We start from the raw sequence: 17,191 nt of genomic DNA, 5'->3' as shown, positions 1-17,191 counted from the left end.
GACCCCCGCGCGGCGCGCGTCCCGGCCCCGAGAGGCCGGCGGCGGGCGCCGCGCGCGCAGGTGAGCAACCGTCCCCGCCCGTGGGTCAGGCGGCGACCAGCAGAGCGAAGACCTGGGCGACGAGAAGTCCCCCGTAGAAGCAGACCGGGGTGGGCGAGAACGCCGCCTTCGCCACTCCCGCGCGTTCCCGGCCCGGCTCCACGTCCATCGCGAACGGCTCCACCGCCACCTCCGGACGCCTGACCCGGTCGTACAGGCGCCGGTACAGGCGCTCCCGGTACATGAAGCAGCCGTCGAGGAGCCAGAACGCCAGGACCGGCGCCAGGCTGACCGCCGCGACGGCCCGGTCGTCGGCGCGGACGGCGAACGCGAGCAGCGCGCCGGTGACCGTCAGCGACCAGCCCTTGATCAGGAACGAGTTGTTGCCCATCCGGGCCACGACCATCTGGATCAGCTCAAGATGCTTGATCCGGCCCTCGTCCAGCACCGGACCGTCCCCCGCCGCCATCGGTTGCCCCCAAGCCGTCGACCAGTTCGATCCGGAGCATACCCACCCCTGCGGGGACGGCAGTTGACGTTTCCCTGACGCTTACCGGCATGCAGGCCACCGCCAACACTGCCGGGAACCGGCAATGCGCCGACGGGGACCGCCCGGGCAGCATGGCCGCGGGGAGCACATCGGATGGTCCCGGTGCCGGGCACGGGGGTGGCCGGCACCGGAACCCGAGGGGGCCGAGCGATGCGGACACTGTTCACGGCCGCCGTCGGCCTGCCCACCCTCGTGCTGACCGCGGCCCTCGTCGTGGTGGTGTGTTTCTGGCTGCTGGTCGCGGTGGGCGTGGCCCGCGCCGGCGCCTTCGACACGGACGTGGATCTCCGCAGGTGGCGCATGGACGGGGTGCCCGTGTCGGTCGCGCTGTCCCTGCTGACGCTGTTCGCCTGGTGCGCGAGCGTCGGCGCCGGCGTCCTTTTGGCCCTCGCCCTGCCGCCGGGGCCCGGCACCGGACTGCCGCGTCTGCTCGTCCCCTTCGCGGCGCCGTTCGCCGCCTGGCCGGCCACCCGTCTGCTCGTACGCCGGCTGGACCGGCTCCGCCCCGCCGGGCCCGCACCCGAAGACGCCGACGGCCGGGAAGCGGACCCTCGCCCGGTCGTCGCGCCCGGGCCCCGCTACCAGCCCGGCCGGGCCCGTCGGCCGAAGAGCAGCCCGCGCGGCTCCGGCGGGGGAGGGGTGCCGCGCCGCAGCGGCCAGGCGATCAGCATGCCGGCCAGGAAGCCGACGACATGGGCCACGTACGCCACGGTGCCCGCGGCGGAGACGGCCCCGCCGGACGAGTAGACCGCCTGGAGCCCGAACCAGAAGCCCAGCACGATCCAGGCCGGCAGGCGCAGCGGCAGGAAGATCAGGAAGGGGACGAGGACCCAGACCCGGGCCTTCGGATACAGCACCAGGTAGGCGCCCAGCACCCCGGCGATCGCGCCCGACGCGCCGATCAGCGGGTCGCCCGAGTCCGCGTTGAGGAGGGCGAAACCGTAGGTCGCCGCATAGCCGCAGACCCCGTAGAACAGCAGGAACCGCACATGGCCCATGCGGTCCTCGACGTTGTTGCCGAAGATCCACAGGAAGAGCATGTTGCCCAGCAGATGCAGCCAGCTGCCGTGCAGGAACATCGCCGTCAGGACGCTCAGCTCCGGCGACTTGTCGTAGTCCGGCGGGCCGATCACACACCCCGGCCCCCGCGGGCCCACCCCGGTCTCACCGGTCGGCACCAGCCGCGGCAACCGGTGCTGCAGCAGCTCCTGGGGCACGGCCGCGTAGTGGTCCAGGAACGCCTGGAGATGGCACAGCTGCGCGAGACTGCTCCCGCCCGTCACGGAACCGGTCATGCCGGGGGTGAACAGGAACACCAGGACGTTCGCGATGATCAGGGCATACGTCACCCAGGGCGTGCGGCGCGCCGGGTTCACGTCATGGACGGGGATGACCACGGGACACTACTGCCCGCCTGACGGACGGTGAATCGGCCCGCCCCCTGAACGCCCCCGTCCGTGGACGCGTATGTCCTCTCAACCGCCCGCGGCCCGGGGAAGGCGGGACGCGGGGACGACGTGAGGATCAGGCGATGAACGAACGGGTCACACCGGTTCCGGCGATGCACGCCCTGCCCGACGGCGAGGCCGAGGTCGCCCTCGTGCTGCGCCTGCCCTGGGAGGACGTCGCCCGGCTCGGGCAGGAGGCCGGGCGGCTGGCCGCGCAGAGGCAACGGCCCGTCACACTGGACGAGGCGGTGAGCCACCGGCTGCGCTCCACCCGCACCGCCGCGCACGCCAAGCCGGCCGGTGAGCAGCCGCCCGCCGTCACCTCACCGGTGACGGCCCCGGCCTCCATGACCGCCCCGGCGTCCGTGTCGTCCCTGCCCTCGCGGCCACCGGCCGAGCAGGCGCGGCAGGCCATCGACCGGATCAACGGCACGGCGTAGGGGCCGTCAGCGCCGCTCCTCGACAGCCCTCGCCGCCTTGCGGGCCGCCACCAGCACGGGGTCCCACACCGGGGAGAACGGCGGCGCGTACCCCAGGTCCAGGGCCGTCATCTGTTCCACCGTCATCCCGGCCGTGAGGGCCACCGCGGCGATGTCGACGCGCTTGCCCGCGCCCTCACGGCCGACGATCTGCACGCCGAGCAGCCGTCCGGTGCGCCGCTCGGCGAGCATCTTCACCGTCATGGGGGAGGCGCCCGGGTAGTACCCGGCGCGGCTGGTGGACTCGACGGTGACCGCCACGAACCGCAGCCCCGCCCGCAGCGCGTCCTTCTCGCGCAGTCCCGTCCGCGCGATCTCCAGGTCGCAGACCTTGCTGACCGCCGTGCCGACCACACCCGGGAAGGTGGCGTAACCGCCGCCCGCGTTGGTGCCGATGACCTGCCCGTGCTTGTTGGCGTGCGTGCCCAGCGGAATGTGCCGCTCCTGGCCGGAGACCAGGTCGAGCACCTCCACGCAGTCGCCGCCCGCCCAGATGTTCTCGTGCCCGCGCACGCGCATCGCCAGGTCGGTCAGCAGCCCGCCGTGGGCGCCGATCGGCAGACCGGCCCGGGCGGCGAGCGCGGTCTCGGGTCGCACGCCGATGCCGAGCACCACCACGTCCGCCGGGTACTCGGCGTCCTCGGTGGCCACCGCGCGGACCCGGCCGTCGTCACCCGTCAGCACCTTGGTGACCTCGGCGTCGTTCACCATGGTGATGCCGAGGCCCTCCATGGCCTCGTGCACCATCCGGCCCATGTCCGGGTCGAGCGTGGACATCGGCTCCCGGCCGCGGTTGACGACGGTCACCTCGTAGCCGCGGTTGATCAGCGCCTCGGCCATCTCCACGCCGATGTAACCGGCCCCGACGACCACCGCGTGCCGCCCGCGCGTGCGGGCCAGCGTGTCGAGCAGCGCCTGCCCGTCGTCGAGGGTCTGCACCCCATGCACACCGGGCGCGTCGGCCCCGGGCATGTCGGGCCGGATCGGGCGGGCGCCGGTCGCGATCACGAGCTTGTCGTACGCCGTCCAGGACTCCGCGCCCGAATCGACGTCACGCGCGCGCACCCGCCCGCCGGCCACGTCGATCTCCGTCACCTCGGTGCGCATCCGCAGGTCGATGCCACGCGCACGGTGCTCCTCGGGCGTACGGGCGATGAGGTCCTCCCGTTCGGTGACCTCACCGCCGACCCAGTAGGGGATGCCGCATGCCGAGTACGAGCTGAAGTGCCCGCGTTCGAACGCCACGATCTCCAGCTCGTCCGGGCCGTTCAGCCGGCGCGCCTGCGACGCCGCGGACATCCCCGCGGCGTCACCGCCGACCACGACCAGCCGTTCCCGCGTACCCCGCGCACCGCTCGCACCGCTCATGCTCATGCGAACACGCTACGTGGACGCGGCATTTCAGTCCCGCTCGCCCGTCCCTTCGGCAGGCGTGTTCCCCGGCACCGGCCGGGCCGTCGGCAGCGGGCCGGCCCCCGTCGTCACCGGCGGGGCGGCCGGGCGGCGCGGCAGCCGGGGCCGCACCACCCGCAGCCACAGCAGCACCAGCAGCGCCGCCACCGCGGCGAACGGCAGGACGGCGCCGAACACCATCGCCACCCAGCGCAGCATCGTCACGAACGCGTCCCAGCCGCCCGCCAGCGCGTCCGTGAACCCAGGGTCGTCGTCCCCGGCGACCTCCTTCTTCACCGGCGTCCCGGACAGGGAGAGGGTGATGGTGGCCAGGCTGGTGCGGTCCTTCAGAGAAGCCTGCCGGGCGAGCAGCGACTCCAGCTCGGCCTGACGGGAGCTCAGCTCGCCCTCCAGCGTCACCACGTCGCTCAGCTTGGTCGCGCGGTCCATCAGCTCGCGCACCCGGGCCACGCTGGCGCGCTGCGACGCTATGCGGCTCTGAACGTCCACGACCTGGTCGGTGACGTCCTCCGCCTTCGCGTCGCGCTCCAGGAGCTTGCCGGCGCCCTCCAGTTCGGACAGGACGTCCTGGTACGCGTCGACGGGCACGCGCAGGACGAGCCGGGTCCGTTCGTGACCGTCCTCGTCCCGGTTGGTGGTCTCGTCGCCGACGTAGCCGCCCGCGTTCTCGGCCGCGGCGCGGGCCCCGTCGAGGGCCTTGGGGACGTCCTTGACCTGGACCGTCAAGGAGGCGGTGCGGATGATGTGGCTCGCGGCGGCCTTCGGCGGCGCGGTCGCCACGGAACGGTCGGACTCCGCGCCGGCCGCGCCCTTGCCGCCGTCCGCCGGGGCGGCCGCCTTGGCGTCGCTCGCGCTGCCGGAGTCGGCGCCGCCGCCCGCACTGCATCCGGTGAGCGCGAGGGTCGCGGCCAGCAGGACGGCGGCCGCGGCCGGAACGGCTCGCAGGGAAGGTGGTGTACGCACAGGGCCCCCCGGGGTCGGTGTCGACTGTCGTTCCTAGGACGTGGCGAGGAGCTCGGGCGACGGCGCGGAACGGTCCCGAAGAGGTCACGGTCCGGACTCGCCGGCGATCACTCGCCACCCGGCCTGGCGGCCGCGCCGCCGGCGGGGTCTGAGAGGCTTGGGACATGTGCGCAAGCGAGATCCCGGCGGGCACGACACCCGCGGACACGGGGCACGTCGTCGTCATCGGGGCCGGCATCGCCGGACTGGCCGCCGCCCACCGGCTGCTGGAGCGCGGGGCCCGCGTGACCGTGCTGGAGGCCTCGGACCGCGTCGGCGGCAAGCTGCTGCCCGGCGAGATCGCGGGGGTCCGGGTCGACCTGGGCGCCGAGTCGATGCTGGCCCGCCGCCCCGAGGCCGTCGGCCTCGCCCGCGCGGCCGGACTCGCCGACCGCCTCCAGCCGCCCGCCACCGCGTCGGCCTCCCTGTGGACCCGCGGCGCCCTGCGCCCCATGCCCAAGGGCCACGTCATGGGCGTCCCCGGCACCGCCGCCGCCCTGTCCGGCGTGCTCTCGCCCGAGGGCCTCGCCCGCATCGGGCGCGACGCCGAGCTGCCCCGTACCGAGGTCGGCGACGACGTGGCGGTCGGGGAGTACGTGGCGGCGCGGCTGGGCCGCGAGGTCGTCGACCGGCTCGTCGAGCCACTGCTGGGCGGGGTCTACGCGGGCGACGCGTACCGCATCTCGCTGCGCTCGGCCGTGCCCCAGCTCTTCGAGGCCGCCCGCACCCACACCTCCCTGACCGAGGCGGTGCGCGCCCTCCAGGGCCGCACGGCCACCTCCCCGCCGAGCGGCCCCGTGTTCATGGGCATCGAGGGCGGCATCGGCACCCTCCCGCTCGCGGTCGCGTGGTCGGTGCGGGCCCGCGGCGGCGAGATCGTCACCGGGGCACCCGTGACGGAGCTGCGCCGCACCGCCCCGCACGGCTGGCGGATCGTCGCCGGCGACCGGGTGCTGCACGCCGGGGCGGTCGTCGTCGCCGTGCCCGCCCGCCCCGCCGCCGAGCTGCTGCGCGCCGAGGCTCCCGCGGCCGCGGCCGAGCTGGCGGCGGTGGAGTACGCCTCGATGGCCCTGATCACCCTCGCCTACCGCCGCTCCGACACCGCCGCGCTCCCCGAGGGCAGCGGCTTCCTCGTGCCGCCGGTCGACGGGCGCACCATCAAGGCGTCCACCTTCGCCTCCCGCAAGTGGGGCTGGATCGGCGACGAGGACCGGGACCTGGTGGTCCTGCGCACCTCCGTCGGCCGGTACGGCGAGACGGAGATCCTCGGCCGCGACGACGACGGGCTCGTCGCCGTGTCCCGGCACGATCTGGAGGAGGCCACCGGCCTGGCCGCCGCGCCGGTCGCCACCCGCGTCACCCGCTGGCAGGACGGCCTGCCCCAGTACCCCGTCGGCCACCACGCGCGCGTGGCCCGCGTCCGCGCCCACGTCGCGAAACTCCCGGGCCTCGCCGTGTGCGGGGCGGCCTACGACGGCGTCGGTATCCCGGCGAGCATCGCGAGCGCGTACGCGGCCGCCGACCAGATCCACGGGGACCTGCGCGGTGTGGACGAGCTCACCGCCCACCCGGTGCAGAGCCTGCACGGCGGAGCGGGAGAATAGGGCCATGAGTGACGACGCCTCCACCCCTGCCGCCGACCGGATCCCCAACAAGGGCAAGCTGGCCAAGGACCTCAACGAGGTCATCCGCTACACCCTCTGGTCCGTGTTCAAGCTCAAGGACGTGCTCCCCGAGGACCGCGCGGGCTACGCCGACGAGGTCCAGGAGCTGTTCGACCAGCTCGCCGCCAAGGACGTGACGGTCCGCGGCACCTACGACCTCTCCGGGATGCGCGCCGACGCCGACCTCATGATCTGGTGGCACGCCGAGACCAGCGACCAGCTCCAGGAGGCGTACAACCTCTTCCGCCGCACGAAGCTGGGCCGCGCGCTGGAGCCGGTCTGGTCGAACATGGCGCTGCACCGCCCCGCCGAGTTCAACCGCTCGCACATCCCGGCGTTCCTCGCCGACGAGACGCCGCGCGACTACGTCAGCGTCTACCCGTTCGTGCGCTCCTACGACTGGTACCTGCTGCCCGACGAGGACCGCCGCCGCATGCTCGCCGACCACGGCAAGATGGCCCGCGGCTACCCGGACGTGCGCGCCAACACGGTCGCCTCCTTCTCGCTCGGCGACTACGAGTGGATCCTCGCCTTCGAGGCCGACGAGCTGTACCGCATCGTCGACCTCATGCGCCACCTGCGCGCCTCCGAGGCCCGCCGGCACGTGCGCGAGGAGATCCCGTTCTACACGGGGCGCCGCAAGGACATCGCGGAGCTGGTGGCTGGGCTGGCCTGACCGGGTTCCCGGCCGGAAGGCCGGGGATCAGGTCCGGGGTTCGGGTCCCGTGTTCGGGTCTCGACCGCCCAGCGCGGCCCGCACGACGTCCAGGTCGCGGGCGTCGTGGAGGGAGTGGTCGTGGCGCAGCGCCTCGCCAGTCCGGAGACCGGGCGAGGCAAGCACCGCCCGCGGGTGTTGGCGCCGGGCGCGGCTCCGCGGGTGCTGCCCGGCTCAGCCCTGTCGCTCGCGGTGCTCCCCGAGGTAGTCCTCCCGGTGGGCGAAGGCCGCCCGCAGGTCGGGTTCACCGATGGCGTGGATGCCGCGCACGGCGACGGACGTGAGGTACGTACGCTCGTCCGCCGTGCCGTCGGCGTCCCGGGCGAGCGTGCCGAGCAGCCGCTGTCCGGCAGGGGACGCCCAGTGCGAGTACGGGTGGACCTCCATCCGCGCGATCGCCAGGGAGCTGAGGGTCAGGACGAGCGGCAGCGCGAACCACAGGGCGATCAGGTGGCGCGGCAGGTCCGCCGGGACGGGCAGCGCCAGTGCGGCGGCGCCCAGCGCGCACACGGTCAGCGCGGCGAGCCGCACCCGCCGGACCCCGGCCGCGACGCTGCGCGCACCGTCCGGCACGGCGAGTCCCGCGCCGACCAGCCGGTCCGCCAGGCCCCGTACCGCGTCGGCGGTGGCGGCGGCCGCCCGCACCGGCGCTATCCGGGACTGCTCCTCCGGTCCTATGGCCCCGAGGACCGACCGCTCCATGTCGTCCCGGCCGCGCGGATCGACGACCGTCGCCCAGCCGGTGTGCGCGAGCAGCAGGCGACGCTGGCGCGCCATGGACACCAGCGTCAGGTCGGCGACCCGCCGTGGGCCGCCGGAGAGGAACGCCGCCTCGTACAGCGTCAGCGCGTGCGCGTGGCCCGCGGTCGTGGTGTCGGTGGCCGCCGCGCGCACGGCGGCCAGGCACAGCCGCGTGCACGCCAGACCGGCGACGACCCAGGCCGGCAGCAGGAGAAGGACCCAGAACATGCCGTACTTCTATGCCAAGGGCTTACGCCGGCGCCATGCCCTTTTCACATTCCGGGACGCAGTGTTGTCGGTGTGTGACGTTCCGCCAGGCCGCCTCGGCGGCGCAGCAGCACCCGCCGGGTCGCGCGGGCCCACCGGACCCCGGGCCGCTCCGGTCGCGGCGCCGGCCCCGACCGCTCCAGCCACCACTCCCGCAACTCCCGCCGCGCGGAGGCGTCCTGGGGCCGGCCGTCCCGCAGCAGCTGCCCGGCGAACTCCAGTGCGTCCCGCCGGTACCCGCCGGTCATCGGACGGCCCTGGGCGTAGGCGAGGAAGGCGGTCCGGTACTCCGTGCCGAGGATCACCGGCAGTTCCGGCGCGACCTTCGCGACCACGTCCGCCCGCTTCCCGGCGAGCGCCCGTGCCTGCACACCGAGCCGCGCCCGGTCGAATCCCTCGGGCACGGGCGTGCCGGCGACCAGCGCGGACAGCAGCGCGGCCTGGGCGAGGGCGAGGCGCTGACGGGCGGCGTCGGTGACGGCGGGCTCCGTCTCCTCCCGCGACGCGGCGTCGGCGCCGGTGAGCACCGGGTCCGGCGCCGACGCCCGGCCCTTGGCCACCGCGGTCCGGATCGCCTCCACCTCGCCCCGCAGCTCGTCCTCCTCCGGGAAGTTCTCGTCGCGTTCCAGCAGTACGCCCGGCGGTGCGACGCGCGAGGCGAGGTCGGTGAGGATGTCGAGCACCGGCCGCGGTACGGGGTGGGCGTGGCTGTCGTGCCAGACGCCGTCGCGCTCGAAGCCGCCCGCGACATGGACGTAGGCGATGGCCTCCAGGGGCAGTTCGCGCAGCGCCTCGGCCGGGTCCTCGCCGCGGTTGACGTGGTTGGTGTACAGGTTCGCCACGTCGATGAGCAGCCGCACCCCCGTCCGGTCGGCCAGCTCGTAGAGGAACTGTCCCTCCGTCATCTCCTCGCCCGGCCAGGCGATCAGCGCGGCGATGTTCTCGACGGCGAGGGGTACGGGCAGCGCGTCCTGGGCGACGCGCACGTTCTCGCACAGCACGTCGAGGGCGTCGCGGGTGCGGGGCACCGGCAGCAGGTGACCGGCCTCGAGGCGCGGGGAGGCGGACAGCGGCCCGCCGGCCCGGACGAACGCGATGTGCTCGGTGACCAGCGGCGAACCCAGCACCTCCGCCCGTTCGGCGAGCGCTGCCAGCCTGCCCGCGTCGGGCCGTTCGGCGCCTCCGAGGCCGAGCGAGACGCCGTGCGGCACGACGGTGACGCCGCGCTCGCGCAGCCGCAGCAGGGAATCCGGCAGATGGCCGGGGCAGAGGTTCTCGGCCACGGCCTCGACCCAGTCGATGCCGGGCATGCGCTCCACGACGTCCGCGATCTCCGGCCGCCATCCGATGCCGGTCCCCAGTCGCTCCATGGTCCGTCCCTCCCCGTCGGTTCGACGGGGATATGGCCCGGGGCGCCCGGCCCGAACCCCGGGCCGGGCATGTTCAGAGCAACACTTGAGGTTCGTGCCCCCGGCGCCTCGGAGCGCTACCGCAGCGCCGGGTGGTCCGCCACCACCGTGCACGAGCCCGGTGCGATCTCCGTGAACCCGGCGTCGCGGACCACCGGCAGGCCGCTGGTGGTGAGGCCGGCCCAGCGGGCCGGGTCCGCGGTGCGCGCCGCCAGCGGGAAGCCCGCGTCGCGCCAGGCGGCCCGTGCCGCGTCGTCCAGCTCCCACCAGGCGAGCTGGGCACCGTGGCCGGCCTGGGCCATCGCCTTGCCGGCCGACATGCCGAGGTCCGGGTTCAGCCACAGCACGGGGGCCGACGGGTCGGCGTCGACCGGGGGCTCGGGGTCGTCGAGGTCGGTGCCGGAGACCTGGAGGCGGGCCAGGTCCTTGGGCCAGCCGTCCAGCGGGACCGGCGGGAAGACCCGTACCTCGGCCGTCTTCCCGCTGACCGTGATGCCGGGCAGCGCCTCGGCCCGCCGCCACTCGGCGCCACGCGCCCGCCGCACCACCTTGCGGATACGGGCGTCCTGCCAGTCGCGCACGGCCTCGGCCCACTCGCCGTCGCCCGTCGACCGCTCGTCCGCGAGCATCACCAGCACCGCGCGGGCCGCGGTCTCCAGGGCGTCCGTACGGGCCGGCGGCGCCGCCCGCTCGATGCGGACGACCAGCGGCAGGACGAACTGCGGCGCGAGGTCGCGGTCGCCGGGCTCGGGGCGGAAGGGACTGTCGGGGACGGGCGTCGTCGGCTCATTGCTCACGCCCCCAGTCTGCCAACCCGCCCGCACGCGACAGGACGGCCCCCGTGTCACGCCCCGCCGGGGCCCGCGCCGAGGTCACCCCGAGCAGGCGGTCCGCTGGGCCTCCTGCCATTCACACCGCGGGCAGAGGATGATCCCCTTGTACGACTCGGGGTGCTCCGTCGGCTCACGGCACAGCACGCTCCCCCACGGCGTACGGCGGGCCGTCGGCCACGGACGGCCGGGCCACGTCGATCGGACAGTGGTCCTCGTCGCTGCTCATGCCTCCGGCGTAGGACGGTCAGCGCCGTCCGTCCGCCGCGCCGATCAGCTCGGACACCTTCACGAAGCGGTAGCCCCGCTCGCGCAGTTCGGGCACGACCGTGCGCACCGCCCGTTCGGTCACCGGGGCGGCGCTGCGGGTGCAGTGCATGACGACCACCGAACCGGGCCGTACGCCGTCCAGCACCTGCCGGGCCACCGCGTCGGCGTCCGTCGCGAACGCGTCCCCGCTCACCACGTCCCACTGCACGACGGTGACGCCCGCGGGGGTCAGTTCCCCGAGGGCCGTCTTGTCGTAACAGCCGCCGGGGAAACGGAAGTAGGGCATCGGGTTCGGCACTCCGGCCTTGTCGAACGCCGTGTACGCCCGCTCCAGGTCCGACCGCATCCGCTCCCGGGGCACGGTCGGCAGGCCGTAGCAGTCGTCCGTGTAGGCGTAGTGGCTGTAGGAGTGGTTGGCGATCTCGAACTGCGGGTCCAGGCCGAGGGAGCGGGCCTCGTCCGGGTACTCCTCGGCCCACCGCCCGGTCATGAAGACCGTGGCCGGCACCTTCAGCCTCCGCAGGGTCGCGATCAGCTGCGGGTTGTCGAACCGTTCGCCCGCCGCCGCCCGGGGCCCCTCGTCCGCCGTCATGTCGGCGTCGAAGGTGAGGGCGACGATCCTGGCGGCGCGCGGGCCGTGCTCGAAGACGGGGGTGAGGCCCGAGGGGCCGGGGGCGAGGGTGGGCGGCCGGGAGGGGGCGGCCTTCGAGGGACCGGCGGACGGTGCCGGGCGGGGGACCTTCCCCGCATCCGAGTTCCCGCAGGCGGCGAGCGCGACGGAGGCGGCGGCGACAGCGCACAGTGCGGTGGTGCGTCGTACGAGAGTCATCACCGTACGAACGTATGAGTATGTTGTTCGTTTTATACGACTATCTGTCGTGTCGGGCCCGAGGGGTCACCCTCCCGGGTCAGAACGGGTCACAACGGGTCACGACGGCTCAGGACCGAGCAGAGTCAGATGTCCCGCCGCTCCAGCGGTGTGGTCGCCGGGCCCTGGATCACCTTGCCGTCCGTGGCGAAACGCGAGCCGTGGCAGGGGCACTCCCACGCGCACTCCGCCGCGTTGAAGCTGACCAGGCAGCCCAGGTGGGTGCAGCGCGGCGAGAGCGCGTGCAGCGCACCCGCCTCGTCCCGGTAGACCGCGAGCCGGTCGCCGCCCGCCCGGACCACGGCGCCCTCGCCCGGAGGCAGGGCGTCCACCGGGGGCGCGGGCTTCAGCCGGTCCCCGACGAAGTGGCCGGCCACCTGTGCCTGCGTCTTGAGGAACTGGGGCATCTCGCGCGCCTGCGTCTTCAGCCGGCGCGGGTCGTACAGCCCGCTCCAGGCGCACTCCCGGCCGGTGATCTGCGCCGTCAGCAACAGGCCCGCCATGACGCCGCCGCTCATGCCCCAGCCGCCGAACCCGGTGGCCACGTACGCGTGCCGCGTGCCCTGGTGCAGCGGGCCCACCATGGGCACGGTGTCGGTGGGGTCGATGTCCTGAGTGGCCCAGGCGTGGGTGACGTCCACGCCGGGGAAGTGGTCGCGGGCCCAGGCCGAGAGCCGGTCGAAGCGCTCCCGGGTGTCTCCGGTGCCGGGCGTGAAGTGCTCACCGGTGACGATCAGCAGCCGTCGGCCGTCGTCGAGGGGTGCCGTGCGCACCGACCGGGTGCCTTCGTCCGGCGTGATGTACATGCCGGCGACGTCCCGGTCCGCCTCGACCGGCCCCGCCACGACCAGTTCCCGGCGCGGCGAGAGCCGGGCGAACAGCAGCGCCCGGTCGAAGATCGGGTAGTGGGTGGCGACCACGACGTCCCGGGCGGTGACCGTCGCTCCCGTCCCGGTCGACACCCGGCACGGCTCGCCCTCGTCCAGACCGTGGACGGTGGTGTCCTCGAAGATCCGCCCGCCGCGCGCCTCCAGGTCCTCGGCGAGGGCCAGCAGGTACTTGCGCGGGTGGAACTGGGCCTGCCCGGTCACCCGGACGGCGCCCGCGACCGGGAACGGCAGCCCGGTCTCCGTCACGAACGACGCCGGCAGCCCCGCCTCCTTCGCGGCGGACGCCTCGGCCCGCAGCTCGTCCACGCGGCCCGCATCGCACACGTAGGTGTAGGAGTCGCGGGTCTCCCACTCGCAGTCGATGCCCAGCTCGTCCACCAGGGCGGCGGCGTGCTCGATGGCCTCCGTCTGCGAGCGCGCGTACAGCCGGGCGCCCTCGGGGCCCCGGGTGCGCCGCAGCTTGTCGTAGACCAGCGTGTGCAGGACGGACACCTTGGCGGTGGTGTGGCCGGTGACGCTCGCGGCGATCCGGCCGGCCTCCAGCACCGCCACGCTCCGTCCGGCCCGCGCCAGCTCCGACGCCGTGCTGAGTCCGGCGATCCCGCCGCCGATCACCGCGACGTCGGCCTCGATGTCCTCCGTCAGGGGCGGACGGGGGGCACCCGGTGCCGTTTCCAGCCAGTACGAGCCGCTGAGCCGCGCGTTGTCCGTCATGCGGCGCCGGGTACCCCGTGTCTACACGGTCCTCACCCGCGCCAGGGGCCGGTCACGGCGAAGGTCGTCCCCGGGGTGTAGCAGTTGACGTACATGGTGTCGCCGTCGGGCGAGAAGGTGACCCCGGCGAACTCGCCCCACTCGGGCTCCTCGGCCGTGCCGATGTTCTGCCGGCCGCGGGCCATCGCGTACACCTCGCCGCGCCGGGTCACCCCGTAGACGTGCTGGGCGCCGTTGCCGTCCTCGCAGACCATGAGGCCGCCGCTCGGTGCCAGGCAGATGTTGTCCGGGGACTCGCCGGGCAGCTGGACGTCGGTGTCCGGGCCGAAGACGATCACCAGGGTCAGGCGGCGCCGGTCCGGGTCGTAGCGCCAGATCTGGCCGTAGTGGTCGGCCGCCGAGCCCTCGGCGCTGTGGGCGAAGGACGACACGAAGTACACGCTGCGCCCGCCCCAGTAGCAGCCCTCCAGCTTCTGCGCGTGGGTGATGCCGCCCCGGCCGAAGTCCTGGTGGCAGATCGGCGTCGTGGTGGCCAGCGGGTCGGGTACGTCGACCCACTCGATGCCGTCGAACTCGGCGCCCGTCTCCTGGATCGAGGACAGGTCGGGTACGCCGGGCACCCGCATCGCCTGGAGCCGGCCGCCCGCGCGCAGCGAGCCCGTGCCGCCCAGCGGCTTCTCGGGCAGGAAGCGGTAGAAGAGCCCGAAGGGCCGCTCGAAGGCGTCCTCCGTCTCGTACACGACGCCCCGCCGCGGGTCCACGGCGATCGCCTCGTGCTGGAAGCGGCCCATCGCGGTCAGCGGGACCGCGCCGGTGCGGTGCGGGTCGACGGGGTCGACCTCGAAGATGAAGCCGTGGTCCTTGGTGTAGCCGTTGGTGCCCGCCTTGTCCTCGGTCTCCTCGCAGGTCAGCCACGTGTGCCAGGGGGTGGGGCCGCCCGCGCAGTTGACGGCCGTACCGGCGATCGCCACCCGCTCGGACAGGACGCGGTTGTGGGAGTCCAGGGTCAGCGCCGTACAACCGCCCTTGCCCGCCGGGTCGTACGTCAGGCCCTCGACCGTGGGGACCGGGATCCGGCCGTTGGCGCGGTTCTCGTGGTTGCGTACCAGGTGGGTACGGCCGTGTCGGCCAGGGAAGGCCGACATGCCGTCGTGGTTGGACGGGACCCGGCCCTCGCCGGAGCGCAGCCGGTCGCCCTCACGGGACAGGACCCGGTAGCGGAATCCTTTCGGCAGATCGAGCAGACCGTCGGGGTCGGGCACCAGGGGTCCGTAGCCGGCGTGGCCGAGGGACTGTGCGGCGGCGGTGCCCGCGAAGAGTTCGGAGAGGGCTCCGGTGAAGGCGATGCCGGCTCCGAGCGCACCGGAGCGGGCCAGCACCTGACGTCGTGTTGCGGACATGGGGCAACCTTCCTGCTGGCGGACAGGACTGTGACCCCGCTGTGTCTATCACCTGCCAGGAGCCCCGGGAACCACGCGTGTAGCACGTGTCACCGTTCGTCACCGCTCCACGGGCCGTTCCTGGGCCTTCTCCAGGAACCGCAGCAGCTCCACCGGGAAGGGCAGGACCAGTGTCGAGTTCTTCTCCGCGGCGACGGCCACCACGGTCTGCAGCAGGCGCAGTTGCAGGGCGGCGGGCTGCTCGGACATCTGCTCCGCCGCCTCGGCGAGCTTCCGGGACGCCTGGAGCTCGGCGTCGGCGTTGATGATCCGGGCCCGCCGCTCCCGGTCGGCCTCGGCCTGCCGCGCCATGGAGCGCTTCATCGTGTCGGGCAGGGAGACGTCCTTGATCTCGACCCGGTCGATCTGCACGCCCCAGCCGACCGCCGGGCTGTCGATCATCAGCTCCAGGCCCTGGTTGAGCTTCTCCCGGTCGGAGAGCAGGTCGTCCAGCTCGCTCTTGCCGATGATGGACCGCAGCGAGGTCTGCGCCATCTGGGAGACGGCGAACCGGTAGTCCTCGACCTTGACGAGCGCGTTGGCCGCGTCGACCACCTTGAAGTAGACGACGGCGTCGACCCGCACGGTCACGTTGTCGCGGGTGATGCCCTCCTGCGCGGGCACCGGCAGCGTGACGATCTGCATGTTGACCTTGTGCAGCCGGTCCACGAACGGGACCACCATCGTGAACCCGGGCGAGCGCACGTCCCCCGCCAGCCGCCCGAGCCGGAAGACCACCCCGCGCTCGTACTGCTTGACGACCCGTGCCGCCGAGACGACGTAGAGGACCCCGGCACTTCCGACGGCGGCCACCGCGGTCAGCAGCTCCTGGAGCATGACGACCTCCTCGCCCAGAGGGCCGATTCGCCTGCTCCTGCAACGATATGCCCGGTGCCCGCTCCGGGGCCATGCCCGCAGGCAACGCCCGGAACGGGCACCGGTGCAGGCGCCGGGTACGGGCGCCCGCCAGGCGTTACGCCGCGGCTCCGGCCGGTTCCGTGACCTTCACCGGGTCCGTGCCGGCCGCACTGTGCCGCTCGGCCCAGTTCTCCAGCGCGGTGCGGCAGGCGTGGTCCAAGTGGTGCAGCCCGGACAGGTCCAGCTCGACCGGGCGGTCCTGCGGGAGTGCCTCCAGGCTCTCCAGCATCTTCGGCAGCCGCAGGAAGGTCGCGTTGCCCGACAGGTGTGCCTGGACGGGACCCGCGCCCTTGTCGACGATCTCCAGCTTGAGGTGCGAGGCCTCCCAGGCGGTCTTGGCCACGGACAGGGCCAGACCGATCAGCACGCCCTCGAACATGTTCACCGCGACGATCGACACGGCCGTGACCACCAGGATCAGGGCCTCGCCCCGGTGCCCGCGCCACAGCGACACGATGCCGCGGAACGGGATCAGCTTCCAGCCCGCGTGGACCAGGATGCCCGCCAGCGCGGGCAGCGGGATCAGCGCCAGCGCGGACGGCAGCAGCGCGGCGAACAGCAGCAGCCACACGCCGTGCAGCACCCGGGACGCCTTGGTCCGCGCGCCGGCGCCGACGTTCGCGGAACTGCGCACGATGACCGCGGTCATCGGCAGCGCGCCGAGCAGACCGCACACCGAGTTGCCGGCGCCCTGCGCCATCAGCTCCCTGTCGTACTCGGTGCGCGGACCGTTGTGCAGCCGGTCCACCGCGGCGGCGCTGAACAGGCTCTCCGCCGAGGCGATCAGGGTGAAGGCGACGATCGTGCCGAGGAGGCCCACGTTCGCCAGCTCGCCGAAGGCGTCGGCTCCGGGCGGCTGGATCGAGTCCAGGAGGCCGTTCACCTCGACGGTCGCCACCGACAGTCCGAAGACCGCCGTGACCGCCGTGGCCAGTCCGACCGCGGCCAGCGCGCCCGGCACGGTCTGGACCCCCTTCGGCAGCCGCTTCCACAGCACCATCACCGCGACGGTGCCCGCGCCGAGCGCGAGGGAGGTCAGGGCTCCGGTGCTGCCCAGGGCGTCGGCGGCGGCACCGGGCAGCCCGATGATCTTGTCGAGGCCGGAGGCGGGGGCCTCCAGACCGGCCGCCGAGTACAGCTGGCCGGCGATGAGCACGAGGCCGATGCCGGCCAGCATGCCCTCGACGACCGAGAGGGAGATCGCGCGGAACCAGCGCCCGAGCTTCAGGGCGCCCATCGCGAGCTGGAGCAGCCCGGCGGCCAGCACGATCACGCCGAGCGCGGGCAGTCCGTAGGCGTCGACCGCGCCGAAGACCAGCACGGTCAGGCCGGCGGCCGGACCGGACACCTGGAGGCTGCTGCCCGGCAGGAGGCCGGTGACCACGCCGCCCACGATGCCGGTGACGAGGCCGAGTTCGGCCGGGACACCGGAGGCGACGGCGACGCCGACGCACAGCGGGAGGGCGACCAGGAACACGACGAGCGAGGCGGTGAGGTCCTGCCGCCAGTGCGGGAACTTGGATATGTTCACGACG

At 73.9% G+C, this 17,191-nt stretch carries 15 protein-coding genes and 1 pseudogene; 3 read left to right on the top strand and 13 right to left on the bottom strand.

Annotated features, from left to right (window positions below; genetic code table 11):
- Positions 1–85: 85 nt before the first annotated feature.
- Complete coding sequence (locus ACIRG6_RS33175) at positions 86–508, bottom strand: hypothetical protein (RefSeq protein ID WP_364682772.1); 423 nt, start codon at positions 506–508, stop codon at positions 86–88.
- 659 nt (positions 509–1,167) lie between these two features.
- Entirely contained in the window at positions 1,168–1,986 is an 819-nt protein-coding gene (locus tag ACIRG6_RS33170; protein WP_350715800.1) for a rhomboid family intramembrane serine protease, read from the bottom strand.
- A gap of 134 nt (positions 1,987–2,120) precedes the next feature.
- Between ACIRG6_RS33170 and ACIRG6_RS33165 the strand changes: the two genes are divergently transcribed.
- Positions 2,121–2,477 (top strand): hypothetical protein, encoded by a 357-nt coding sequence (locus ACIRG6_RS33165; RefSeq protein WP_239763999.1) that lies wholly within the window; start codon positions 2,121–2,123, stop codon positions 2,475–2,477.
- Between the two features lie 6 nt (positions 2,478–2,483).
- Here ACIRG6_RS33165 and ACIRG6_RS33160 read toward each other — a convergent pair whose 3' ends face one another.
- Together ACIRG6_RS33160 and ACIRG6_RS33155 are read right to left on the bottom strand one after the other, a co-directional pair.
- Entirely contained in the window at positions 2,484–3,890 is a 1,407-nt protein-coding gene (locus ACIRG6_RS33160; RefSeq protein WP_403325352.1) for an FAD-dependent oxidoreductase, read from the bottom strand.
- Positions 3,891–3,917: 27 nt separating this feature from the next.
- Positions 3,918–4,892: a DUF4349 domain-containing protein gene (locus ACIRG6_RS33155; RefSeq protein WP_403325349.1), complete on the bottom strand. Its 975-nt coding sequence runs from the start codon at positions 4,890–4,892 to the stop codon at positions 3,918–3,920.
- A gap of 164 nt (positions 4,893–5,056) precedes the next feature.
- Here ACIRG6_RS33155 and hemG point away from each other — a divergent pair, with 164 nt between their 5' ends.
- Both hemG and hemQ read left to right on the top strand, forming a co-directional pair.
- Positions 5,057–6,535, top strand: coding sequence for a protoporphyrinogen oxidase (hemG, locus tag ACIRG6_RS33150; protein ID WP_403325346.1), 1,479 nt, complete (start codon positions 5,057–5,059; stop codon positions 6,533–6,535).
- Positions 6,536–6,539: 4 nt separating this feature from the next.
- Positions 6,540–7,271, top strand: coding sequence for a hydrogen peroxide-dependent heme synthase (gene hemQ, locus ACIRG6_RS33145; RefSeq protein ID WP_318214878.1), 732 nt, complete (start codon positions 6,540–6,542; stop codon positions 7,269–7,271).
- A 213-nt stretch (positions 7,272–7,484) separates the two neighbouring features.
- Here hemQ and ACIRG6_RS33140 read toward each other — a convergent pair whose 3' ends face one another.
- The 9 genes and pseudogenes from ACIRG6_RS33140 to ACIRG6_RS33100 form a co-directional block, all read right to left on the bottom strand.
- Complete coding sequence (locus ACIRG6_RS33140; RefSeq protein WP_403325344.1) at positions 7,485–8,279, bottom strand: TIGR04222 domain-containing membrane protein; 795 nt, start codon at positions 8,277–8,279, stop codon at positions 7,485–7,487.
- Positions 8,280–8,323: 44 nt separating this feature from the next.
- Entirely contained in the window at positions 8,324–9,688 is a 1,365-nt protein-coding gene (locus tag ACIRG6_RS33135; RefSeq protein ID WP_403325342.1) for a DUF692 domain-containing protein, read from the bottom strand.
- Between the two features lie 116 nt (positions 9,689–9,804).
- Positions 9,805–10,524, bottom strand: a complete 720-nt coding sequence (locus ACIRG6_RS33130) for a peptidyl-tRNA hydrolase (RefSeq protein WP_350715788.1) — start codon at positions 10,522–10,524, stop codon at positions 9,805–9,807.
- A 75-nt stretch (positions 10,525–10,599) separates the two neighbouring features.
- Positions 10,600–10,786, bottom strand: a pseudogene (locus ACIRG6_RS33125) (hypothetical protein).
- 18 nt (positions 10,787–10,804) lie between these two features.
- Positions 10,805–11,659: a polysaccharide deacetylase family protein gene (locus ACIRG6_RS33120; protein ID WP_364682757.1), complete on the bottom strand. Its 855-nt coding sequence runs from the start codon at positions 11,657–11,659 to the stop codon at positions 10,805–10,807.
- A gap of 122 nt (positions 11,660–11,781) precedes the next feature.
- A complete protein-coding gene (locus tag ACIRG6_RS33115; RefSeq protein WP_403325339.1) occupies positions 11,782–13,299 on the bottom strand; it encodes an FAD-dependent oxidoreductase in 1,518 nt (505 codons plus the stop codon).
- A gap of 32 nt (positions 13,300–13,331) precedes the next feature.
- Complete coding sequence (locus tag ACIRG6_RS33110; RefSeq protein ID WP_403325337.1) at positions 13,332–14,699, bottom strand: PhoX family protein; 1,368 nt, start codon at positions 14,697–14,699, stop codon at positions 13,332–13,334.
- A gap of 99 nt (positions 14,700–14,798) precedes the next feature.
- Complete coding sequence (locus ACIRG6_RS33105) at positions 14,799–15,575, bottom strand: slipin family protein (protein ID WP_318214885.1); 777 nt, start codon at positions 15,573–15,575, stop codon at positions 14,799–14,801.
- 136 nt (positions 15,576–15,711) lie between these two features.
- A complete protein-coding gene (locus ACIRG6_RS33100) occupies positions 15,712–17,187 on the bottom strand; it encodes a SulP family inorganic anion transporter (protein ID WP_403325335.1) in 1,476 nt (491 codons plus the stop codon).
- Between the last annotated feature and the right edge of the window lie 4 nt (positions 17,188–17,191).

The sequence above is a fragment of the Streptomyces flaveolus genome (assembly GCF_044765825.1).
GTDB lineage: Bacteria > Actinomycetota > Actinomycetes > Streptomycetales > Streptomycetaceae > Streptomyces > Streptomyces flaveolus.
This window is presented reverse-complemented; position numbering and strand designations above follow the sequence as displayed.

Coding starts and splice junctions, on each gene's coding strand:
- hemQ (WP_318214878.1), top strand. CDS start 6,540: ATGAGTGACGACGCCTCCACCCCTGCCGCCGACCGGATCCCCAACAAG.
- ACIRG6_RS33115 (WP_403325339.1), bottom strand. CDS start 13,299: ATGACGGACAACGCGCGGCTCAGCGGCTCGTACTGGCTGGAAACGGCA.
- ACIRG6_RS33135 (WP_403325342.1), bottom strand. CDS start 9,688: ATGGAGCGACTGGGGACCGGCATCGGATGGCGGCCGGAGATCGCGGAC.
- ACIRG6_RS33165 (WP_239763999.1), top strand. CDS start 2,121: ATGAACGAACGGGTCACACCGGTTCCGGCGATGCACGCCCTGCCCGAC.
- hemG (WP_403325346.1), top strand. CDS start 5,057: ATGTGCGCAAGCGAGATCCCGGCGGGCACGACACCCGCGGACACGGGG.
- ACIRG6_RS33175 (WP_364682772.1), bottom strand. CDS start 508: ATGGCGGCGGGGGACGGTCCGGTGCTGGACGAGGGCCGGATCAAGCAT.
- ACIRG6_RS33140 (WP_403325344.1), bottom strand. CDS start 8,279: ATGTTCTGGGTCCTTCTCCTGCTGCCGGCCTGGGTCGTCGCCGGTCTG.
- ACIRG6_RS33160 (WP_403325352.1), bottom strand. CDS start 3,890: ATGAGCATGAGCGGTGCGAGCGGTGCGCGGGGTACGCGGGAACGGCTG.
- ACIRG6_RS33105 (WP_318214885.1), bottom strand. CDS start 15,575: ATGCTCCAGGAGCTGCTGACCGCGGTGGCCGCCGTCGGAAGTGCCGGG.
- ACIRG6_RS33110 (WP_403325337.1), bottom strand. CDS start 14,699: ATGTCCGCAACACGACGTCAGGTGCTGGCCCGCTCCGGTGCGCTCGGA.